The organism is Curtobacterium sp. MEB011 (assembly GCF_030209655.1).
Classification (GTDB): Bacteria; Actinomycetota; Actinomycetes; order Actinomycetales; family Microbacteriaceae; genus Curtobacterium; species Curtobacterium poinsettiae.
Genome location: NZ_JARVRN010000002.1, coordinates 319,229 through 339,157, shown reverse-complemented (window position 1 = coordinate 339,157; position 19,929 = coordinate 319,229). Strand labels below are relative to the sequence as shown.

At 70.7% G+C, this 19,929-nt stretch carries 24 protein-coding genes; 7 read left to right on the top strand and 17 right to left on the bottom strand.

Features of this window, described 5'->3' with window-relative positions; genetic code table 11:
• Position 1: 1 nt before the first annotated feature.
• A complete protein-coding gene (locus QRN30_RS03515) occupies positions 2-385 on the bottom strand; it encodes an SseB family protein (protein ID WP_017887661.1) in 384 nt (127 codons plus the stop codon).
• A gap of 280 nt (positions 386-665) precedes the next feature.
• Here QRN30_RS03515 and cspE point away from each other — a divergent pair, with 280 nt between their 5' ends.
• On the top strand, positions 666-875 hold the full coding sequence (gene cspE / locus QRN30_RS03510; protein WP_017887662.1) for a transcription antiterminator/RNA stability regulator CspE: 210 nt from the start codon (positions 666-668) through the stop codon (positions 873-875).
• A 140-nt stretch (positions 876-1,015) separates the two neighbouring features.
• Here the strand turns inward: cspE and QRN30_RS03505 are convergent, their stop codons facing one another.
• Together QRN30_RS03505 and QRN30_RS03500 are read right to left on the bottom strand one after the other, a co-directional pair.
• Entirely contained in the window at positions 1,016-1,711 is a 696-nt protein-coding gene (locus QRN30_RS03505; RefSeq protein WP_284760482.1) for a hypothetical protein, read from the bottom strand.
• 64 nt (positions 1,712-1,775) lie between these two features.
• Positions 1,776-2,318 (bottom strand): amino-acid N-acetyltransferase, encoded by a 543-nt coding sequence (locus QRN30_RS03500; RefSeq protein WP_042536938.1) that lies wholly within the window; start codon positions 2,316-2,318, stop codon positions 1,776-1,778.
• Positions 2,319-2,395: 77 nt separating this feature from the next.
• Between QRN30_RS03500 and QRN30_RS03495 the strand changes: the two genes are divergently transcribed.
• From QRN30_RS03495 to QRN30_RS03475, 5 genes are all read left to right on the top strand, one after another.
• Positions 2,396-2,848 (top strand): SRPBCC family protein, encoded by a 453-nt coding sequence (locus QRN30_RS03495; RefSeq protein ID WP_071249837.1) that lies wholly within the window; start codon positions 2,396-2,398, stop codon positions 2,846-2,848.
• Positions 2,849-3,039: 191 nt separating this feature from the next.
• Positions 3,040-3,483 (top strand): hypothetical protein, encoded by a 444-nt coding sequence (locus QRN30_RS03490; protein WP_284760481.1) that lies wholly within the window; start codon positions 3,040-3,042, stop codon positions 3,481-3,483.
• Positions 3,480-3,935 (top strand): hypothetical protein, encoded by a 456-nt coding sequence (locus QRN30_RS03485; RefSeq protein WP_214518845.1) that lies wholly within the window; start codon positions 3,480-3,482, stop codon positions 3,933-3,935. The genes QRN30_RS03490 and QRN30_RS03485 overlap by 4 nt, the downstream gene beginning before the upstream one ends.
• A 4-nt stretch (positions 3,936-3,939) precedes the next feature.
• Positions 3,940-4,890, top strand: a complete 951-nt coding sequence (locus QRN30_RS03480; protein WP_284760480.1) for a hypothetical protein — start codon at positions 3,940-3,942, stop codon at positions 4,888-4,890.
• Complete coding sequence (locus QRN30_RS03475) at positions 4,887-5,909, top strand: DUF8805 domain-containing protein (protein ID WP_284760479.1); 1,023 nt, start codon at positions 4,887-4,889, stop codon at positions 5,907-5,909. Before QRN30_RS03480 ends, QRN30_RS03475 begins: the two co-directional genes overlap by 4 nt.
• A 320-nt stretch (positions 5,910-6,229) precedes the next feature.
• Here the strand turns inward: QRN30_RS03475 and QRN30_RS03470 are convergent, their stop codons facing one another.
• Positions 6,230-8,749, bottom strand: coding sequence for an ATP-dependent Clp protease ATP-binding subunit (locus tag QRN30_RS03470; RefSeq protein WP_027467068.1), 2,520 nt, complete (start codon positions 8,747-8,749; stop codon positions 6,230-6,232).
• A gap of 280 nt (positions 8,750-9,029) precedes the next feature.
• A complete protein-coding gene (locus tag QRN30_RS03465) occupies positions 9,030-9,506 on the bottom strand; it encodes a Clp protease N-terminal domain-containing protein (RefSeq protein ID WP_284760478.1) in 477 nt (158 codons plus the stop codon).
• Positions 9,507-9,576: 70 nt separating this feature from the next.
• Between QRN30_RS03465 and QRN30_RS03460 the strand changes: the two genes are divergently transcribed.
• On the top strand, positions 9,577-10,509 hold the full coding sequence (locus QRN30_RS03460) for an NAD(+)/NADH kinase (protein ID WP_017887672.1): 933 nt from the start codon (positions 9,577-9,579) through the stop codon (positions 10,507-10,509).
• 150 nt (positions 10,510-10,659) lie between these two features.
• On the opposite strand, the gene QRN30_RS03455 is transcribed toward QRN30_RS03460, so the two are convergent.
• From QRN30_RS03455 to folP, 12 genes are all read right to left on the bottom strand, one after another.
• Positions 10,660-11,718, bottom strand: coding sequence for a sigma-70 family RNA polymerase sigma factor (locus QRN30_RS03455; RefSeq protein ID WP_017887673.1), 1,059 nt, complete (start codon positions 11,716-11,718; stop codon positions 10,660-10,662).
• 353 nt (positions 11,719-12,071) lie between these two features.
• Positions 12,072-12,206 carry a hypothetical protein gene (locus QRN30_RS03450; RefSeq protein WP_258320880.1) on the bottom strand — a complete coding sequence of 45 codons (135 nt, stop codon included), beginning with the start codon at positions 12,204-12,206 and terminating at the stop codon, positions 12,072-12,074.
• Between the two features lie 63 nt (positions 12,207-12,269).
• On the bottom strand, positions 12,270-12,452 hold the full coding sequence (locus QRN30_RS03445; protein ID WP_139179570.1) for a hypothetical protein: 183 nt from the start codon (positions 12,450-12,452) through the stop codon (positions 12,270-12,272).
• Between the two features lie 58 nt (positions 12,453-12,510).
• Positions 12,511-12,714: a hypothetical protein gene (locus QRN30_RS03440; protein WP_017887676.1), complete on the bottom strand. Its 204-nt coding sequence runs from the start codon at positions 12,712-12,714 to the stop codon at positions 12,511-12,513.
• A gap of 29 nt (positions 12,715-12,743) precedes the next feature.
• Positions 12,744-14,270: a lysine--tRNA ligase gene (gene lysS, locus QRN30_RS03435; protein WP_071249845.1), complete on the bottom strand. Its 1,527-nt coding sequence runs from the start codon at positions 14,268-14,270 to the stop codon at positions 12,744-12,746.
• A gap of 253 nt (positions 14,271-14,523) precedes the next feature.
• Positions 14,524-15,216, bottom strand: coding sequence for a Rossmann-like and DUF2520 domain-containing protein (locus QRN30_RS03430; RefSeq protein WP_071250364.1), 693 nt, complete (start codon positions 15,214-15,216; stop codon positions 14,524-14,526).
• A complete protein-coding gene (locus QRN30_RS03425) occupies positions 15,213-16,979 on the bottom strand; it encodes a PH domain-containing protein (protein WP_284760477.1) in 1,767 nt (588 codons plus the stop codon). Before QRN30_RS03425 ends, QRN30_RS03430 begins: the two co-directional genes overlap by 4 nt.
• A 9-nt stretch (positions 16,980-16,988) precedes the next feature.
• A complete protein-coding gene (locus QRN30_RS03420; RefSeq protein WP_056072434.1) occupies positions 16,989-17,510 on the bottom strand; it encodes a PH domain-containing protein in 522 nt (173 codons plus the stop codon).
• Between the two features lie 23 nt (positions 17,511-17,533).
• A complete protein-coding gene (locus QRN30_RS03415) occupies positions 17,534-18,025 on the bottom strand; it encodes a DUF3180 domain-containing protein (protein WP_017887681.1) in 492 nt (163 codons plus the stop codon).
• Positions 18,022-18,576, bottom strand: a complete 555-nt coding sequence (gene folK / locus QRN30_RS03410; protein WP_017887682.1) for a 2-amino-4-hydroxy-6-hydroxymethyldihydropteridine diphosphokinase — start codon at positions 18,574-18,576, stop codon at positions 18,022-18,024. The genes QRN30_RS03415 and folK overlap by 4 nt, the downstream gene beginning before the upstream one ends.
• Positions 18,573-18,962: a dihydroneopterin aldolase gene (gene folB / locus QRN30_RS03405; RefSeq protein WP_017887683.1), complete on the bottom strand. Its 390-nt coding sequence runs from the start codon at positions 18,960-18,962 to the stop codon at positions 18,573-18,575. The genes folK and folB overlap by 4 nt, the downstream gene beginning before the upstream one ends.
• Entirely contained in the window at positions 18,959-19,927 is a 969-nt protein-coding gene (gene folP / locus QRN30_RS03400) for a dihydropteroate synthase (protein ID WP_017887684.1), read from the bottom strand. The genes folB and folP overlap by 4 nt, the downstream gene beginning before the upstream one ends.
• Positions 19,928-19,929 lie beyond the last annotated feature (2 nt).

Here is a 19,929-nt window from a genome sequence, read left to right as displayed (position 1 = left end):
GCTACGCGCGCAAAGCGGCCAGCAGGTCCGCCGGTGCGGCCTGCATGGTGTGCGGGCCGGCGATGTCGAAGAACACGCCCTCGAGCATGTCGAGGTGGGCGGCCAGGAACTCCTCCAGCCGCGGCCCGTCGTAGACCATCACCTGCCGGATCTTCTCGTCCGGCACCATCGCCGTGTAGGCGTCCGCCGACGAGAACAGCAGCAGGATGCGCTTGTCCGACCCCTCACGGCCGAACACCCGCACCTGCATGTCCTTCTTGCCGGTGACGAGCCGGGGGACGATCACGATGTCGTGGCGGAGCGCGAACGCCACCGCGGCGACGTCCTGCTTCGCGAGGGCTTCCTCGAGCTGTTCGCTGCGGAAGCGCTGTTCCTTGTCTGCCATCAGCTCAATTCCACCAGATTTTCGACGTTCCGGGACGCACGGGTAGCCAGTCGGCCCAGAGCACGCTAGCCTGATGGAACCGCTTCGGCGGCGCTCAACGTCCGGGCGAGGTGGTTTGCCCCTCAACCCGGGCCCCAGGGTCACTGGCCGACAGGCCTGACCCCGAACCCGTCCCGCCGGCACCTGCCCGCGTGGCGCATTACCCCCGTCGACGTACGTCGGGGTCTCCGTCGGTGCATCTGCACCTTGGCGGAAGCAAGAAAGCTAAGGAAACGCCATCATGGCATCTACCGGTACCGTCAAGTGGTTCAACAACGAAAAGGGCTTCGGCTTCATCGCCCCGGACGACGGCAGCGCTGACGTCTTCGCGCACTTCTCTGCGATTGCTGGCAACGGCTACAAGTCGCTCGAGGAGAACCAGAAGGTGGAGTTCGACATCACCGAGGGCCGCAAGGGCCCGCAGGCGGAGAACATCACCGTCCTCGGCTGATCACATCAGCTTGAACAGGCCCCGTCGTCTTCGGACGACGGGGCCTGTTGCTGTTCCCGGCGCCCCTGATCGGCACAGCGCAGCCGGAAGGGAACGGATCGGAATCGCGAATCGCGAACCGCGAACCGCGAACCCGCCGCCTACTGCAGGATGAACTGCACCGAGGTCTTCGACTCGAGGTTCCCGACGGCGACCTGCAGGTGGTAGCTCGCTCCCCCGGCGGTGACGGCCGGCCGTGACGAGTCGCACGTCGACGTGGACGAGCGGGTGCGGTCCCACGCGATCGCGGGGGTCGTGAGCGTCTGCCCGGACTTGATCGTGACGTCCTGGTTCGTGCCGCCGGTCTGGCAGTCCTTCGACGACCAGTACTGCTCCTGGCCGGAGCTGATCGTCAGCACCTGCTGCGCCGAACCGAGGTCCAGGTGGCAGGAGTTCGTGCCGGAGTTCTTGATCGACATCGCGATCTTCGGGTCCTCGGTGGGGCCGTACGCCGACTTGTCGAGCACCGGGGTCAGGACGATCTGGTCCTTCGTGCAGGTCGAGCCGTCGGCAGCAGCGGGCTTCGTCGCAGCAGCCGAGGCGGACGGCTTCGGCGCCGCAGACCGCGAGGACCCAGAACCGGAACCGGCAGACCCGGCAGACGACGCACCGGCACCAGACCCGGCGCCGGCAGAGGCCGACGCGCTCGGCGCCGCCGACGTGGCCCCGTTCCCCCGCCCGACGACGATGAGCACCACGACCAGGACGACGACCAGCAGCGCCCCGAGCACGAGCGCCCGGCGACGCCAGTAGACGACCGGCTTCTCGGGTCCGACGGGGTGACGCAACGACGACATGCGCACAGGGTAGACAACGGCGCGGGCCACGCACGGCCACCCCGCCGGGCGGCACGAGAAAGCGTCAGAGGTTCTTCAGCATCCGGGTGTTGCCGAGGGTGTTCGGCTTGACCCGGGCGAGGTCGAGGAACTCCGCGACCCCTTCGTCCGACGAGCGGACCAGTTCGGCGTAGACCTCGGGCGGGACGACGCTCTCGCCGATCTCCAGGTACCCGTGCTTCGTGAAGAAGTCGACCTCGAAGGTCAGGCAGAAGATCCGGGCGACGCCGAGTTCGCGGGCGTCGTGTTCGAGCGCTTCGAGCATCCGATGCCCGACGCGCTTGTGGATCCACTGCTCGTCGAGGGCCAGGGTGCGGACCTCGGCGATGTCGTCCCAGAAGACGGCGAGCGCACCGCACCCGATGGGGGTGCCGTCGGGGCCTTCGGCGATCCGGAACTGCTGGATCGACCCGTACAGGGCGACGTTCTCCTTGCCGAGCAGGATGCGCCGGTCGACGTAGGGGGCGATGAGTCGCTGGATGTGCGGGACGTCCGAGGCGAGCGCCGGACGCACGAGGATCCCGTGGTCGTCGCGCTCGTGGAACGCGTGCTTCCCGTGCTCTGTCATCCGCCCCACACTACTGGTGTCGCAGGGGGACAGCGCTGCTGAGTGCCGCCCAGGTCGATCGGCCTACCGTCCGGTACATGCCTCAGATCATCGAAACCGTCGACGTCAACGTCCCCGTCCGCCCGGCCTACGACCAGTGGACCCGCTTCGAGGAGTTCCCGCACTTCCTCGACGAGGTCGAGAAGATCGTCCAGGTGGACGACAAGACCACCGACTGGACCGTGAAGGTCGCCGGCCAGGAGCGCGAGTTCCGTGCCGTGATCACCGAGCAGCACCCCGACGAGCGTGTCGCGTGGACCGTGAAGGACGGCGAGACCGACCACGCCGGTGTCGTCACCTTCCACAAGCTCTCGGACGACGAGACGCGCGTCACCGTGCAGATCGACTGGGAGCCCTCCGGCTTCCTCGAGAAGCTCGGCTCCGCCGTGGGCGTCGGCGGCCACGCCGTCAAGAAGGACCTGCAGAACTACAAGGAGCGCGTCGAGAACGCGCCGACCCAGCCGGGCTGGCGCGGCGACGTGCAGGCGTAGTCCGCACCACACGACGAACGGGAGGCGCGGTGCCAGCTGGCACCGCGCCTCCCGTTCGTCGTCCCCCGTTCGGCATCCCCCCATCGAAATGCCGACCTGACGAGCGAGCGCGAGCCTGGCAGAGTGGTGACACCGGCTGACGCGCTGGATCAGTTTTATCATGTCTGAGACAGATGTGAGAGTGGGGACACGTGATCGAGTACAACGACGACGACGCACACCGTCGGGAACTGTCGCGCAAACTGCAGCTCCTGATGGACGTCGTCGAGGCCAACTCGGGCCAGCGACCCCCGTACAAGGAGATCGCCGCCGAGATCGAGGCGCAGGGTGCGTCGATGAGCCGACCGCGCTGGGGCTACATGCTCGGCGGCAACGGTCCGGCCGTCCGTGACCAGCGACTCCTGGCGGCCCTGGCGGCCTACTTCGGCGTCCCGGCGGAGTACCTGGCCGACGCCGCCGGCAACACGGACGTGCCCGAGCGGGTGCAGGCGCAGCTCGAACTCGTGCTCGAACTGCGCAAGCGCGAGGTCGTGGCGTTCGCCACCCGGCGTCTGGGCGAGTTCGCCTCGGCGGACGAGATCCGCGACTTCACCGACCACCTGCGTCGGCTCGACGAGTCGGGCGGCACCCCGTGAGCGGGTACCGCGACCGGTTCGGCGCCCTGCGCCGGCAGACCGAGGCCCGTCGTCGCGTGCAGCGTCTCGGGCTCCCCCGCCGGCTGACCCTGCCGGAACTGACCGCGCGGGCCGAGGCGGCGCTCGGCAAGCCCATCCACGTGCGCACCACCGAGCTGCCGGGCGACCTGTCCGCGCGGCTCATCCAGCGCACCGACCACGCCCTGCTCGAGACCCGCCCCGGGCTGTCCGAGCGCTCCCGGGTCGCCTGCGTGCTGCACGAGCTCGCCCACGTGTTCATGGACGACACCGGCTGCGACCACCAGGCGTACACGGGGCTGCTCACCGGCCGGACGGCGTTCACCCGTTCGCTGGACACCCCGCACGAGCAGGCCGTCGAACTCGTCGCCGACCAGCTCGCGCTGCGGATCGGGCTGCTCGACCCCGAGGGTCAGCCCGGGATCTTCCGGTGATGCGATGACACTGCACGTCTGGGGATCGATCCCGGTCTGGCTCATCCTGGCGGTCCTGGTCGTCCGGCTGTTCCTCGTGCGCACCCAGTCGGCCAGCGTCACCTGGCTGATGGTCTGCTGCAGCTGTGTCGCGGTGGGGCTCACGATCAACCAGCCCGACGTCACCACGTTCCTCGCCGGCGTGACGAACGTGCCGAACATCGCCGACCTGATCGGCCGCTGCCTGATGGTGTGCGGCATGTTCGCCCTCGCGCAGTCGGTCGAGGCAGCGGCGCGCTCCGCCAAGCTCCTGCGCGCCAGCCGCATCATCGGCTGCGTGCTCGTGCTCGTCGCCCTCGTCGTGCTGTTCAGTCGCATCGACGCACCGACCCCGACGGCACAGTTCATGGTGGTCTACGGCGACCAGCTGCCGACCGCGCTGTACTCCGCCGTCGAGATGACCTACATCGCCATCGTCATCGCCCGGTCCGCCGTCGCCGTGCTGCGCGGGTTCCGGAGCGGGGACGGACTCGGCCGCCTGTACTGGCTCTTCGTCGTCGGGGCAGCCGGTCTGGTGCTCCTCGCCGGCATCGCGATCGCCCTGGACGCCGTGCACGTCGCCGGTGCCGACGGCGCGGTCGGGGTGCTGTCGAAGCTCTACACGCCGGTGTTCCTCGGCTCGATGGTCCTGCTCGCCATCGGTGCGGCCGGCGGTGTGCTGCCCGACGCCGCTCGGGAGTTCCGCGACTGGCGGGCCGCCCGACGCCGGTTCCGCGCCCTCGAGCCGGAACTCCGTCGGCTCGAGATGGCTTCGGGCAACACCGGGCTCTACTTCACGATCGTGTGGCAGCGTCGCCAGTGGCGGAGCCGGCAGCACCGGCTCTCCGTCGAGATCGAAGACCGCGCGCGCGAGGCCGGGCAGGCAGTGCCGGCCGCTGCGACGCTCACCACGGCACGACTCAGGGAGATCACATGACCGGCGCACGCATCACGGCACTCGGCACCGCAGCGGGGGCGGTCGGCACGCTCGGCCTCAGCGCCTTCGTCGCACGGCGGCTGCTGTTCCCCACGCCCTACACGGCGACCGCCACGGTCCGCCGTGCCACGGACACCGAGGTCGAGCTCACCGCCACCCGCGACACCCGCCTGCCGGGCACCTACGACCTGCAGCGGGACGGTACCCGGGTGCAGGTCGGCGCGATCACCACCGCGAGCACCCAGGACGGGGCCAGCGGCGACGGCGACACCGTCCGACGCAGTGTGACCGGCCCCGTGCCGACCGGTGAATGGGCCTGGGACGCCATGCGGTACGACGGGCCGGACGAGGTGCCCGGCACCGAGCCCGAGGCGCCCACGACCCACGTGGTCCACGTACACGGACAGTCCCTCGGCCCGCGCCAGGTGCTGCGGGGCGTCGGGGTCTGGCGTTCGCTCGGTGCGTCGTCCCAGGTCATCGACACCACCGACCTGCCGCTCCGCTCCCTCGATGCCGGGGCCGCCGAGCGCATCGTCGCCGCCGTCCGCGCCGCCCGTGCCCGCGGTGCCCGGCGCGTCGTCCTGCAGGGCTGGTCCGCCGGAGCCCTCGCCTGCTCCGTCGCCGCCGGCCGGGTGGACGTCGACGGGATCGTCGCCGTCTCCCCGCTGCTCGACGTCGCCTCGGCACTCCGCGGCGCCGTCCGTGGTGCACGCCTGCCCGCCTTCGTCGGGACCGTCGCCGGCCGGATCGCGACCACGAACGTGCTGTCCCGTCTCGCCGGGGCCTCGACGCCCGTCACGACGACGACCTGGCAGGACTCCGCGACGCCGACGCTGCTGATCCACTCCGAGGCGGACGCCCTGGTCGCCGCCGACGACGTCGCCACGGTGGCTGCACGGTCGGGTGCCACCACCCTCGCCTTCCGCACGGCTCCGCACACGCTGGAGTGGAACGAGGACCCGGAGCGCTGGGAGCGCGCCGTCCGCGACTTCGCCGCACAGCTGCCCGACGCCGCCTGACGCGGCGGACGCCCGCCCGCACGCACGGCCGACCGCAGGCACCACCGACCGGAGGCACCACCCCTGAAACGTGCAACGGCCCCGGTCTGCGAACAGACCGGGGCCGGCTGCGTCTCGACCCGTTGGGGGGAACCGGTCGAGCGCGACGCGCGAGGAGTTGGGGGGAACGTCTCGCGCGTTGCCACAACAGTACCCCCGGACGGGGGCCGATGGGCGCACGACGCGCAGATCGGCGGGTGGAGATCTGGACGCGACCCGAGAACGGACAGGAGGCCCGGTGCCAGCTGGCACCGAGCCTCCTGTTCGTGGAGTGTCAGGTCCTAGGACTCGATCTCGCCCTGGGGCGTGTCGGTCGCGGCCTCGACCGCGGCTGCACCGGCGAGGACCTCTTCGCGGCCCGGCTGACGCCCGGTCTCGAAGTGGAACGCACCGTCGACGAAGTCGACCTTCACGTGGTCACCGGCGTTGAGCTCACCCTGCAGGATGTGCTCGGACAGCTGGTCCTCGACCTCGTGCTGCATCGCGCGACGCAGGGGCCGAGCACCGAGGGACGGGTCGAACCCGACCTTGATGAGCTGCTCCTTGGCCGGCAGCGTGAGCTCGACGGTCATGTCGCGGTCGAGCAGGCGGTCGGCCAGACGCTTCACGAACAGGTCCACGATCTGCAGCAGCTCGGGCTGCGACAGCTGCGGGAACACGATCGTGTCGTCGACACGGTTCAGGAACTCGGGCTTGAAGTGCTTCTTGAGCTCCTCGTTGACCTTGCCGCGCATGCGGTCGTAGCCGACGGCCGAGTCACCCTCGACCTGGAAGCCCACCGGGCCACCGGCGATGCCCTGCGAACCGAGGTTCGTGGTCATGATGATGACGGTGTTCTTGAAGTCGACCACGCGGCCCTGACCGTCGGTGAGACGGCCTTCCTCGAGCACCTGCAGCAGCGAGTTGAAGATGTCCGGGTGGGCCTTCTCGATCTCGTCGAACAGGACCACGGAGAACGGCTTGCGGCGCACCTTCTCGGTGAGCTGGCCGCCTTCTTCGAACCCGACGAACCCGGGAGGGGCGCCGAACAGGCGGGACACGGTGTGCTTCTCACCGAACTCCGACATGTCGAGGGAGATCAGCGCGCCCTCGTCGTCGAACAGGAACTCGGCGAGTGCCTTGGCGAGCTCGGTCTTCCCGACGCCCGTGGGGCCGGCGAAGATGAACGAGCCGGAGGGACGGTTCGGGTCCTTCAGGCCGGCACGGGTACGGCGGATGGTCTTGGACAGGGCCGAGATGGCCTCTTCCTGACCGATGACGCGCTCGTGCAGTGCCTTCTCCATGAAGACGAGACGCGAGGTCTCCTCTTCGGTGAGCTTGAACACCGGGATGCCCGTGGCCTGGGCCAGGACCTCGGCGATGATGCCCTCGTCGACGGTGCCGGACGCGGCGACGTCACCGGCACGCCACTGCTTCTCGAGGCGGAGACGCTCGCCGAGGAGCTTCTTCTCCTCGTCGCGCAGGCTCGCGGCCTTCTCGAAGTCCTGCTCCTCGATGGCGGCTTCCTTCGACCCGCGGACCGTCGAGATCTTCTCGTCGAACTCACGGAGCTCCGGCGGCGCCGACAGGATCGACAGGCGCAGGCGGGCGCCGGCCTCGTCGATCAGGTCGATGGCCTTGTCGGGCAGGAAGCGGTCCTGCACGTAGCGGTCCGCCAGGTTCGCCGCGGCGACGATCGCACCGTCGGTGATGGACACCTTGTGGAACGCCTCGTACTTGTCGCGCAGACCCTTGAGGATGTTGATCGCGTGGGGCAGCGACGGCTCGTTGACCTGCACCGGCTGGAAGCGACGCTCGAGTGCGGCGTCCTTCTCGAAGTGCTTGCGGTACTCGTCGAGCGTGGTGGCACCGATGGTCTGGAGCTCTCCGCGGGCGAGGAGCGGCTTGAGGATCGACGCGGCGTCGATCGCGCCCTCGGCTGCACCGGCACCGACGAGCGTGTGGATCTCGTCGATGAAGACGATGATGTCGCCGCGGGTGCGGATCTCCTTCGTGACCTTCTTCAGGCGCTCCTCGAAGTCACCGCGGTAGCGGGACCCGGCGATGAGCGACCCGAGGTCGAGCGAGTAGAGCTGCTTGTCCTTCAGCGTCTCGGGCACGTCGCCCTTGACGATCGCCTGGGCGAGGCCCTCGACGACAGCGGTCTTGCCGACGCCGGGCTCACCGATCAGGACGGGGTTGTTCTTGGAGCGGCGGGAGAGGATCTGCATGACCCGCTCCATCTCCTTCTCGCGCCCGATGACGGGGTCGAGCTTGCCGTCGCGCGCGGCCTGAGTGAGGTTGCGACCGAACTGGTCGAGGACCTGCGAACCCTGCTGCGCGTTCTGCTGCTGCTCGCCGCCGACGGCGACCGCTTCCTTGCCCTGGTAGCCGGACAGGAGCTGGATGACCTGCTGGCGCACCCGGTTCAGGTCGGCGCCGAGCTTCACGAGGACCTGGGCTGCGACACCCTCGCCCTCGCGGATCAGGCCGAGCAGGATGTGCTCCGTGCCGATGTAGTTGTGGCCGAGCTGCAGCGCCTCGCGCAGGGACAGCTCGAGCACCTTCTTGGCGCGCGGCGTGAACGGGATGTGCCCGGTCGGCTGCTGCTGGCCCTGCCCGATGATGTCCTGGACCTGCTCGCGCACGGCGTCGAGCGAGATGCCCAGCGACTCCAGCGCCTTGGCAGCGACGCCCTCGCCCTCGTGGATGAGGCCGAGGAGGATGTGCTCGGTGCCGATGTAGTTGTGGTTGAGCATCTTCGCTTCTTCTTGAGCGAGGACGACAACACGACGGGCCCGGTCGGTGAATCTCTCGAACATGTGCTCTCCCTTGGCCCCTGATGAGCGGAGCCGACGCTGTGCCGGTCTCGTGTGAGTCCGGCCAAGTACTTCGAGAGTAACCAGCGCTCCCCCCGCGGGCTGCCCCTGTTCGCCGTGGGCGTGACCGACGTGCGTCTTGTGCGCAGTGAGCGAACGACGAGACGGACCGGGCCCCTCCGCCGGTACCGGACCGACGCGCCAGCGGCGGGTCCGCCGTGCGGACGGGAGGCCCGTGGCGATCCCGCCACGGGCCTCCCGTGTGCGCTGTGGTCGCGCTGGGTCAGGCGCGCCGCACCGCGCGACGCAGGTCGCGTCGGAAGCGACGCGGGTCGACGCCGAGGGCGTCGAGGACGTCGTGCGCCGATCCGGCGAGCGGGTCGTCGACGGCGTCGAGCACGGCGAGCACGACGTGCGGCGGCCAGATGCGTTCCGATCGACCGGCGATCGTCGCGGCTCGGGCGAGCACGCGCATCGCGGCGGGCGTGCAGGCGACCCGGTCGTGCTCGCCGGGGCAGGTGGTGTGCGCCCCGACGAACGCGCGGATGCTCGCCCGGACGGCGTCGGGCGAGACCCGGTGGGCGTCGAAGACCGGCCGGAAGCGGGGCATGCCGGCACACAGGGTGACGGCCGCGAGGAGCAGGTGCTCGGCGTCGACGAAGCCGAAGCCGGACTCGTGGGATTCGAGGTCGGCGAGCAGCACGATCTCGCGGCCGTGCCGGACGGAAGGGAGGGCGACGGAGAGCTGAGCGGTCTGCATGTATTCAGAATATCGCATACCGGTTCGATCGACCAGCCCGCATCAGAGGTCCGCTCGGTACGATCCCCTCATGGAGCAGCCCGTCGTCGGCCTCGTCGTCCACCCGACCAAGAACGTGCAGGAGTCCGTCACGACCCTGCAGCGCTGGAATGCGTCCGGCCAGGGCGAACTGCTCGCCCGCCGCGCGGACGCCCAGCGCATCGGTGGCGGGGTCGAGGTGGTCGACGACGACGACTTCACCGACCGCGTCGACCTGGTCGTGGCGCTCGGCGGCGACGGCACCATGCTCGGCGCGATGCGGCTCGTGGCGAGCCGCCCCGTGCCCGTCCTCGGCGTGAACTACGGCAACGTCGGGTTCCTGGTCGAGATCGAACCGCCCGAACTCGAGAGCGCGCTCGACCGGTTGTCCGCCGGCGAGTACCAGCTCGAGCCGCACCACGCGCTCGAGGCCCGGCTGTCCTGGGGCGGCGCCCGCACCGACTACCTGGCGTTCAACGACCTGACCATCGTGCGGCGGCCCGGCTCCGGGCAGGTCTCGGCCGACCTGAGCGTCGGCGGCCTCGGGTACGGGTACTACCGCGCCGACGCCATCGTGGCCGCCACTCCGGCGGGCTCCACCGCGTACAACTACGCCGCCGGCGGCCCGGTGCTCTCCCCCGCACTCTCCGGCTCCGTGGTGACCCCGGTCGCGCCGATGGCGGGGATCGACCGCTCCGTGGTGCTCTCCGCGCGCGAGCGCTACCGGTTCGACATCGCCGAGGGCACCAGGAGCGCAGCGCTCGAGGTCGACGGGCTCGTGGTCGGCGAGGTCGCGACCGGGGCGCAGATCGACATGCGGCTCCGCAAGGACGCCGGCAGCGTGGTGCGCCTCGACGCCGAGCGGCACGGGCGCACCGGCCGCGTGAAGCTCAGCCTGCTCGACCTGCCGGTGCGGCCCGACCAGCTGGTCGAGCTCATCCCGAGCGACCTGCGGCAGAAGCTCCGGCGCGAGATCGACGACTGACACCGCGGGCGGGTGCCCCGGGAACGTGAATGGCCCGCTCGAGCAGTGCTCGAGCGGGCCGTCCCATCACCCCACCGGATCGTCTTCCCACAGAACGACCCGGTTTCCCCGCGCCGACACGGGTGAGCGTGCCGGCCGAAGTCCACTGACCTAGTCGGTCAGGTACAGCTGCATGTCCTGCGAGACCGCCTTGGCGAACAGGCGGAGCTTGGCGCGCGACTCCACCCGGCTGACCGCCTGGCGGGTCGTGTGCACGATCTTCGAGATCTCGTCGAGCGTCATCGGCTTGTCGTCGTCCAGGCCGTAGCGCATGCGGATGACGTTGGCCTCGTCGCTCGGCAGCTCGGAGACGATGGAGCGGATGTCGCGGTGCAGCAGCGTCGTCTCGGTGAGCTCGTTCGGGCTGGCGGCGTCCTCGTCCTCGATGAAGTCACCGAGTTCGCTGTCGTCCGAGTCGCCGACGACCGTGTGGATCGAGACCGGCTCGTGCGAGCGGCCCTTGAGGTCGACGAGTTCCTCGACGCTCATGCTCAGCTCGGCCGCGACCTCTTCCGGCATCGGCGCGCGGCCGAGGTCGACGGTCAGGTCACGCTCGGTGCGCGAGATCTTGTTGATGAGCTCGACGGTGTGCACCGGGATGCGGATCGTGCGCGCCTTGTCGGCGAGACCACGCGAGATCGCCTGGCGGATCCACCAGGTGGCGTAGGTCGAGAACTTGTAGCCCTGCGTGAAGTCGAACTTCTCGACCGCGCGGACCAGGCCGAGGTTGCCTTCCTGGATGACGTCCATGAAGGGCAGGCCGCGCTGCGAGTACCGCTTGGCGATGCTCACGACGAGACGGAGGTTCGAGGTGATCATGCGCTCCTTGGCGCGCTCACCGTCGCGGACGAGCCAGCGGAGTTCACGCTGCAGGGTCTTCGCCAGACCCTTCTCGGTGGCGAGCTTCTCTTCGGCGAAGAGCCCGACCTCGATGCGGCGGGCGATCTGCGCTTCTTCCTCGGCGGTGAGGAGCGAGAGACGGCCGATGTGACGGAGGTAGTCGCCGACCTGGTCGACCGAGGCACCGCGGACACCGGCGAGCTGCTCGTCGGCCTCGACCTCGGTGTCGAGGGAGGTGGTGGCGGACTCGGCGGTCGCGGTCTTCGATGCCGATGCCTTCTTGGTGGCGGTGCGGCGGGTGGTGCTGGGTGCAGCCGTTGCGATCGTCATGGTGTTTCTCCCTGCGTTCGACGGTGATGGCTTCGTGGGGTGGTACCGGGGGGTGCTGATGAGTAAAGCGGCCCGGAGGTGTACCCCACAAATCGTTCGGAGCGATTCTCAGGGATCTCCGTGCTTCACCCTCGGCAGCATCCCCAGCGGGGTACAGCACACCGCCAGTCTGGTCCCCCATCAGGCCCCGGATCAAGCCGGAACTGCCGTGTTTCCGGCGTTGCAGACGTGTTTCACCAGCGTTTCCAACCGTGTACCCCGAGGGACTGCGTACTCCGGACATGCAAAAGGGGTACGTGCGACCCGATCAGTGTGATCTGGTCGTCGTACCCCGAACAAGGGATGGGTGGGGGTCACCAGGAGGGTTCGAGCCACCCGTCCCGGCGCTTGGACACCTCGAGGTCGGCGTCTCGGTCGAACTCGTCGTACTCGCTCTCGATGTCCCCGACGAGGCTGCGGCCCGTGAAGGGATGTGCGGTGGTTGCCATGCGGACGATGCTCACCCCGGCACGCGTCGGCGAGGTGAACGGTGTGTGACGGTCGGTCGGCGCTCAGACGTCGAGGTCGTCGACGTCGCCCTCGTCGTCGAGGGCTCCACCGTCGGCGACGCCGGTGGCTCCGCCGGGTCCGTCCGTGCCGTTCGGCGCGCCGGACGTGCCCGACACCCGGTGGCCGAAGGCGTCCTCCACGTCGAGGTCGTCGAGGTCGTCGACGGGATCGGGGGAGGTCGGCATGCGCGACAGGATCACACCGCGCGGTGAACACGGGGTGAAGTGGATCGTGCGCGGGCGGCTACTCGCCGGGCGTCGGAGCCGGCGCGGGACGACCGTGCTCGCGCTCGAAGCGGGCGCGCTCTTCGGCCTCGACCTTGGCGTACGCGGCACGCTCGGTCCGGTCGGCACGCATGATCGCGCGCATCACGAACCAGAAGATCAGGCCGACGACGATGGTCGGCGTCAGGGCGAAGACGATCCCGCTTACGACTCCATCAGGCACCCGAGCATCGTACCCCGGTGGACTCGGAGTTATTTGACCAGCGGGAACAGGATCGTCTCGCGGATGCCGAGACCCGTGATGGCCATCAGCAGGCGGTCGATCCCCATGCCCATGCCGCCCGACGGGGGCATCGCGTGCTCGAGCGCCCGCAGGAAGTCCTCGTCCACACGCATCGCCTCGAGGTCGCCGCCGGCCGCGAGCTTCGCCTGCTCGACGAAGCGCTCCCGCTGCACGACCGGGTCGACGAGCTCGGAGTACGCCGTGCCGAGCTCGAAGCCACGGACGTACAGGTCCCACTTCTCGACGACGCCCGGACGGGTGCGGTGCTGCCGGGTGAGCGGCGAGGTGTCGACCGGGAAGTTCATCACGAAGGTCGGACGGTCGAGCGAGTCGATGACGAAGTGCTCCCAGAGCTCCTCGACGTACTTGCCGTGCGTGGCGTGGGCGACCTCGACGCCCTCGGCCTCGGCGAGCGCCTGCAGCTCGGACAGCGGGGTCTCCGGGCTGATCTCGCGCCCGGCGGCCTCGGACAGCGAGCCGTACATGTCGATGCGGGGCCACTCGCCACCCAGGTCGTAGGTGCTGCCGTCGGGCAGGGTGACCTCGAGCGCACCACCGGTGACGGCGCGGGTCGCGTTCTGCACGAGCTCCTGGGTCAGGTCGGCCATCTGCTCGTAGTTGCCGTACGCCTGGTACGCCTCGACCATCGCGAACTCGGGCGAGTGCGACGAGTCGGCACCCTCGTTCCGGAAGTTGCGGTTGATCTCGAACACCCGGTCGATGCCACCGACGACGGCCCGCTTCAGGAACAGCTCGGGGGCGATGCGCAGGAACAGCTCGGTGTCGAAGGCGTTCGAGTGCGTCACGAACGGTCGGGCCGAGGCGCCGCCGTGCTGGGTCTGCAGCATCGGGGTCTCGACCTCGAGGTACTCGTGGGCGGTGAAGGTCTGGCGGAGCGACGCCATCACGGCAGCTCGGGCACGCACGGTGGCGCGGGCTTCGTCGCGGACGATGAGGTCGAGGTAGCGCTGGCGGACCCGCGTCTCCTCGTTGAGCTCGTTGTGCAGGTTCGGCAGCGGCAGGATCGCCTTCGCCGCGATCGCCCAGTCGTCGACCATGATCGACAGCTCGCCGCGGCGCGAGGAGATCACGCGGCCGTGCACGAACACGTGGTCACCGAGGTCGACGAACTCCTTCCAGCGGGCGAGGGAGTCGTCCCCCACCTCGGCCAGGGAGACCATCGCCTGGATGCGTGCGCCGTCGCCGGACTGCAGCGACGCGAAGCAGAGCTTGCCGGTGTTGCGCGAGAACACGACACGGCCGGCGATGCCGACGACGTCCTGGGTCTCCTCGCCGGTCTCCAGGTGCGCGTACTGCTCGCGCACGGCCGGGATCGTCGTGGTGAGGGGGAGCTCGGCGGGGTACGCCTCGATGCCCGACTCCAGCAGCTTCGCCCGCTTGTCGAGCCGGACCTGTCGCTGCTCGCTGGTCTCCTGCTCGGCCAGTGCGGCGGCGTCGGTGATCGCGGTGTCGGGGGTGACGGTCTCGTCGGTCATGCGGGTGCGGCTCCGATGGTCGTGGGGGTCGGGGGAAATGCTACCCGCGCCACGCTCCCGCCCCGGAACCGTGCCCGCCGGACCAGGAGCCGAGGCCGCGGTCACAACACCCCGCACGCGTCACGCCCGCCGGTCACGATCTGTCGGCCGGAGCGCTCGCAACCGACAGGTCGTGACCACTCGGGGGAACTGAGCGGGGAGTCATGACCGACCGCCGACCGACCGCGACCCCGACCCCGACCCCGACCCCGACCTACAGCTTCGACTGCCCGTCGGCCGCGGTCAGCGCGTTGTCGACGGCGGAGCGGACGAGCGCCCCGAGGACGCGACCCGGGTGTTCGACGCCGATGCCGGACAGGGTGCCTGCGGACTGGTCGACGATAGCCGTCGAGAAGCTCACGGCCGCCCGCACCGCATCGGCGTACGCGGGCCGGTCGCCCTCCGCCACGACGAACGGCTCGGCGCCCATCTCGACCACCAGTGCCTGCGCGATGGGGAGCACGGGTGCCGGGGCGGTCACCGCGCAGTACGCGTCACGGAGCCGTGACAGGTCGACGCTGGTGCCCGTGAACGCCATCGCGGGGTGGATCGCGAGCGGGATCGCGCCGGCCGCCATCGCCGGGGCGAGGATGCCGACGCCGTGGTCCGGGCTGGTGTGCACGACGAGCTGCCCGGGCTGCCAGATGCCGGCGTCGGCCAACCCCTGCACGAGCGAGGCGAGCTGGTCGTCCGGCACCGCGAGCAGGACGAGTTCGCTGCGCTCGACCAGGTCGGGCGTCGCGAGCACCGGGGCGCCGGGCAGCATCGCCTCGGCACGGTCGCGGCCCTCTTCCGACACGGCGGTCACGCCGACGACGGCGTGCTCCGCGTTCGCCAGGGCTGCTCCGAGGACGGGTCCGACCCGTCCGGCGCCGACGATGCCGACCCCGAGACGCCCGGCCCTCATCGTGCGGCTCCGGTGGGCGGGACGTCGCCCCGCCCCGGGCCGGGAGGCGCGGCGTCCTGCCGGTGGGCCGCGGCGGGCCCGGCAGGGGCTCCGGACCCGGGCCACGGTGCGTCCGCAGCGTGTGTGGCGGACGCGGGGCGGGCCTCCCGTTCGCGCCAGCGGTGGGTCGTGTCGACGGCGGCGGCATCGACGGCGCGCTGGGTGGTCTCGGACCAGAAGCGCTGCGCGTCACGCGCGTCGATCGCGCCGATGCGTGCCGAGACCGGACCGGCGACGGTGTGGACGTGGACGGTCGCGACCCGCAGGGCACGCTCGAGCGGTCCCTGCTCGACCTTGACGCTCTGCACGCGGGGCAGCGGCACGATGACGAGCGACCGCCAGACGGCGCCGAGCCGCAGCAGCACCGCGCCCTGCACGAACCGGTAGCCGTTGCGCCGGAACGCGAACGGGCGGAGCCACGCGCCTCGCCGTGGGGAGTGCACGAAGCCGCCGCGGTCACCCGAGGTGGTGAGGCTGTCGTCGACGACGTCCACGGCTTCGGCCGCGCCCTCGCGCAGGGCTTCCGGCGAGGCCTCGGGGCCGGCGACGACGGTGCCGACGAGCCCCGGCAGGATGATGTCGAGGACCTCGCGGACGTCCGCCGTCGTGCCCACGGGCAGCACGATCGAGGACACCTGCTGGTTGCTGGACGCCCCGTTGCCGGCGCTCGTCGCACGGTTGATGCGGATGTCCCACCAGCCGAACGGGCGCCACAGCAGCGGCTGCGCGACGCTCACGGCGTGGATGCGCCCGGGCGGCAGCGTCTCGTTCGACGTCGAGACCAGCCCGAAGCCGATCCGGATGCCGTCACGCGTCTCGGCGATCGTGTACTGCAACGAGCGGGAGAACTTGCGGACGTAGTACCCGCCGGCACCGAGGACGGCGGGGAACAGCCCGAACAGCACCGCGAACTCGCCGGTGAGGGCGACGCTGACGATCATGCCGGCGATGACGAGCAGCAGGAACAGCGTCGTGCCGGACAGCAGCATCGACACGATCAGCCGCCCCGGGCGCACCTTGACGATGCGGGTGGCGTGCACGGCCGCCGGGTCGAGCTCGGGCGAGAACATCTCGTCGACGCGGTCCTGCAGTGCGCCGTGCGACTGCCGCGACGGACCACCGTGGCCGTCGTCGTCCTTGGCGCCGGACGCCAGCACCAGGATCCGCTGCCGCAGGTCGTCGGCGGCGCGGACCCCGAGGTAGGCGAGCTGCACGTTGGCGTCGTTGCCGGCCTGCGCGATCTCGAGCTTGGCGGTACCGAACACCCGGGGCACGAGCGGCCGCTGGATGTTGATGCCCTGGATCCGGTCGAGCCGGGCCTTGCGGTGGTTCCGGAACAGCACGCCGGAGCGCACCTCGACGATCTCGCCGGTGACGCGGAACTCGTGCATGCGCCAGGACAGGTAGAACAGCCCGATCAGCACCAGGAGCAGCACCACGATGCCGAGCAGGACCCAGCCGACGACGCCGTGCTCGTACACGTACCGGACCGGGTCACCGTCCTCCTGCTGGTCGCCGGGGATGAAGAACTCGACGAGCTGGTCCCGCAGGCTGTTCAGCACGTAGCCGAGGACGACGATGAGGAAGATCCCGCCCTTGAGCAGCGGGGTGAGCGGGTGCAGGCGGTGCCACTCGCCGTCGGTCAGGGGTGCCGCGGCGGCCGCGTTGCCCCCGGTGGGCGGCGCGGGCGGAGCGGGCGGCGGGGTGCCGGGTCGGAAGGTCACGAACGGCCCCTACAGTCCGGCGCGACGGGACTCGGCGAGCTCGACGAGGCGGTCGCGCAGCTCGTCGGCGTCCGCTGCCGGCACACCGGGGATCCGCACGTTGGTCGCGGCGGCGGCGGTGACGAACTTCAGCTCGCTCATGCCGAGCGCCCGGTCGAGCGGGCCCCGGGCGACGTCGACGAGCTGCATCCGGCCGTAGGGCACGGCCGTGAAGCGCTGCCACATCAGCCCGCGGCGCACGACCAGGTCGTCGTCGCGGAGCGCGTAGCCGATGGCCCGGACCCGTCGGGGCGTGAGCGCGGCGGTGATCGCCGTGGTGACCGCGACCGCGATGCCGACGGAGAGCCAGACGGTGCCGGCCCCGGAACCGAAGCCGTCGTTGACGACCCCGATGAGCACGAAGCCCGCGGTGAGCACGACACCGATCACGAGCGTGGCGATGAGTTCGGTCCACACGAGCTTCGTGGACACCCGGTGCCAGGAGATCCCACCGAGGCCGAGGCCCGGCTCGTCGAGTCGTTCACGCGGCATCGCGGCCTCCTGGGGTTGCTCGGTCAGTTCACCGTCGTCGAGCCGTTGCGGGGATCGTCACGGTCGTCGTCGTCACCCGGGGGTGCGACGCACATCCGTTCCGCGACCAGTGCGCAGACCGTCAGGACGATCCCGCCCCCGACGGCGATCACGTTCGGCAGGGTCGAGCCTAGCGAAGGCGTCGCGGAACGGGTCAGCAGGTACAGCACCAGGCCCAGGGCGAACCCACCGAGCAGCGTGCCGCAGATGCTGGACGCCTTCGCGAGCACGACGACCCGCGTCGCGTAGAGCGGGTCGACGGGCCGCTGCCGCCCGGCGCCCTCGCGTGCGTGGCGGCGCACCGGCCTGGCCATCAGCACGACGGCGACGCCGATGAACGCGAGCGTGATGCCGAGCGGGAGCGAGAACAGGAACGTCGGCAGCTGGCGCGACGCCAGGACGGCGTCGAGGGCGAACCCGGCGGCCACCGTCACGACGGCGATGCTGAGCAGCGTGGAGGCGCGGGTGGGCTTCATGCGCTGGTCGCGCTCCTCGCCGGTCTGGAGGCCCGTGCCGGCTCCGCGAACAGGCGCGGCTCGTCGACGCGCTCGGTGTCGTCCCCCACGGCGGCGAGCAGGTCGGCCACCGGTCCGGCGCCGGGCAGGACGGCCTCGGGGTCGGCGTCGAGCCAGGGGGCGAGCACGAACGCGCGCTCCGCTGCCCGGGGGTGCGGCACGACCAGGGTGTCCGTGGCGATCCGCAGGTCGTCCACGGCGACGACGTCGAGGTCGAGGGTGCGGTCGCCCCACCGGACCTCGCGCGTGCGGCCGTGGGCGTCCTCGATGCCGTGCAGGGCGTCGAGGAAGGGCTGCGGCTCGAGGTCGGTGTCGACGACCACGACGGCGTTCCGGTACCGGGGCTTCGAGGTGTCGAGCCCGTCCAGGGTCACGGCGACCGACTCGACCTCGCGGCTCGAGGCCACCGGCACCACCCCGGGCAGGGCGGCGATCGCGGTGGCCGCCGCGCGGAGGGTGCTCCCCCGGTCACCGAGGTTCGCACCGAGGGCGACGACGACCCGGTGGGTCATTCTTCTTCCTCGTCCGGCACCGTGGCGCCGCGGCTGCGGTGGATGGTGATCGAGACGTCGGTGAACGGCACGGTGATCGGTGCCTGCGGCTTGTGCACCGTGACCTCGGTCGCCAGCGCGGCACGGTGGGTGAGCACGGCCGCGGCGATGCGCTCGGCCAGCGTCTCGATCAGGTCGACGGGGTCGCGTTCGATCTCGGCGACGACCTGCTCGGCGAGCACGCCGTAGTGCACGGTGGCGTCGAGGTCGTCGCTGCCCGAGGCCGCACGGGCGTCGAGCTCCACGGCGACGTCGACGACGAAGTCCTGGCCGTCCTCGCGCTCGTGGTCGAAGACGCCGTGGTGTCCGCGGGCGCGGACCCCGGTGAGTCGGATGGTGTCGTTCACGATCGAGCTGCCCTCCAGGCGTCCCAGACGTCGAGCACGGCACGGGTCGGTGCCGGGTCGTGCACGCGCACACCCCACGCGCCGCGTTCGGCGGCGAGCAGGCTGATGGCGGCGGTGGCGAGGTCGCGCTCCCTGGGAGGAGCGCCCTCGGGGCTCCCGACACCGTCGAGGAACCGCTTGCGTGAGGCGGCGACGAGCACCGGCAGGCCGATGGAGGCGAAGCGCTCGTAGCCGGCCAGGATCTCCCAGTTCTGCACGCCGTGCTTGGCGAAGCCGAGGCCCGGGTCGATGACGACCTGCTCCTGCCGGACGCCGAGCACGATGAGCTCGGCGACGCGGAGCTCGACCTCGCGACGGACTTCTTCGACGGCGTGGGTGTACTCGGCGTTGCGGTACATCCGGTCGCTGTGTCCCCGCCAGTGCATGACGACGAAGCCGACGCCCGTGGACGCCACGACGCGGGCCATGTCCGGGTCGGCGAGGCCACCGGAGACGTCGTTGACGATGGCGGCACCGAGGTCGACGGCACGCTCGGCCGTCGCGGCGTTCATCGTGTCGACACTGACCGGGATTCCCTCGGCGACGAGCTGCTGCACGACCGGCAGCACGCGTTCCTGCTCGACGGGCACGGGCACGCGCTCGGACCCGGGCCGGGTGGACTCGCCACCGACGTCGATGACGTCGGCACCGGCGGCGACGAGGTCACGTGCGTGCTGCACGGCGGCGTCGTAGGCCTGGTGCAGACCGCCGTCGCTGAACGAGTCGGGGGTGACGTTGAGGATGCCGAGCACCCGGGTGCGCTCCTCGGCCGGACCACCGCGGTCACGGCGACGGCCGGTCACGACCTCGGGCACCGGCTGGGGTGCACGGAGGTCGATCGCGACCGTCGCCGGTTCGGCGGCGGCGGCGCGGGCACGACTCACCTCGGCGAGTCGACGCTCTCGTCGCGTCGGCAGCTCGGACATGC

Excerpts from the sequence above, each read along its gene's own strand:
- QRN30_RS03415 (WP_017887681.1), bottom strand. The coding sequence starts at position 18,025 with ATGAAGCCCACCCGCGCCTCCACGCTGCTCAGCATCGCCGTCGTGACG.
- QRN30_RS03475 (WP_284760479.1), top strand. The coding sequence starts at position 4,887 with ATGACCGGCGCACGCATCACGGCACTCGGCACCGCAGCGGGGGCGGTC.
- QRN30_RS03465 (WP_284760478.1), bottom strand. The coding sequence starts at position 9,506 with ATGCAGACCGCTCAGCTCTCCGTCGCCCTCCCTTCCGTCCGGCACGGC.
- QRN30_RS03515 (WP_017887661.1), bottom strand. The coding sequence starts at position 385 with ATGGCAGACAAGGAACAGCGCTTCCGCAGCGAACAGCTCGAGGAAGCC.
- folP (WP_017887684.1), bottom strand. The coding sequence starts at position 19,927 with ATGTCCGAGCTGCCGACGCGACGAGAGCGTCGACTCGCCGAGGTGAGT.
- lysS (WP_071249845.1), bottom strand. The coding sequence starts at position 14,270 with ATGACCGACGAGACCGTCACCCCCGACACCGCGATCACCGACGCCGCC.
- QRN30_RS03495 (WP_071249837.1), top strand. The coding sequence starts at position 2,396 with ATGCCTCAGATCATCGAAACCGTCGACGTCAACGTCCCCGTCCGCCCG.
- QRN30_RS03480 (WP_284760480.1), top strand. The coding sequence starts at position 3,940 with ATGACACTGCACGTCTGGGGATCGATCCCGGTCTGGCTCATCCTGGCG.
- QRN30_RS03445 (WP_139179570.1), bottom strand. The coding sequence starts at position 12,452 with ATGCCGACCTCCCCCGATCCCGTCGACGACCTCGACGACCTCGACGTG.
- folK (WP_017887682.1), bottom strand. The coding sequence starts at position 18,576 with ATGACCCACCGGGTCGTCGTCGCCCTCGGTGCGAACCTCGGTGACCGG.
- QRN30_RS03450 (WP_258320880.1), bottom strand. The coding sequence starts at position 12,206 with ATGGCAACCACCGCACATCCCTTCACGGGCCGCAGCCTCGTCGGGGAC.
- QRN30_RS03430 (WP_071250364.1), bottom strand. The coding sequence starts at position 15,216 with ATGAGGGCCGGGCGTCTCGGGGTCGGCATCGTCGGCGCCGGACGGGTC.
- QRN30_RS03455 (WP_017887673.1), bottom strand. The coding sequence starts at position 11,718 with ATGACGATCGCAACGGCTGCACCCAGCACCACCCGCCGCACCGCCACC.
- QRN30_RS03420 (WP_056072434.1), bottom strand. The coding sequence starts at position 17,510 with ATGCCGCGTGAACGACTCGACGAGCCGGGCCTCGGCCTCGGTGGGATC.
- QRN30_RS03505 (WP_284760482.1), bottom strand. The coding sequence starts at position 1,711 with ATGTCGTCGTTGCGTCACCCCGTCGGACCCGAGAAGCCGGTCGTCTAC.
- QRN30_RS03500 (WP_042536938.1), bottom strand. The coding sequence starts at position 2,318 with ATGACAGAGCACGGGAAGCACGCGTTCCACGAGCGCGACGACCACGGG.
- QRN30_RS03460 (WP_017887672.1), top strand. The coding sequence starts at position 9,577 with ATGGAGCAGCCCGTCGTCGGCCTCGTCGTCCACCCGACCAAGAACGTG.
- QRN30_RS03470 (WP_027467068.1), bottom strand. The coding sequence starts at position 8,749 with ATGTTCGAGAGATTCACCGACCGGGCCCGTCGTGTTGTCGTCCTCGCT.
- cspE (WP_017887662.1), top strand. The coding sequence starts at position 666 with ATGGCATCTACCGGTACCGTCAAGTGGTTCAACAACGAAAAGGGCTTC.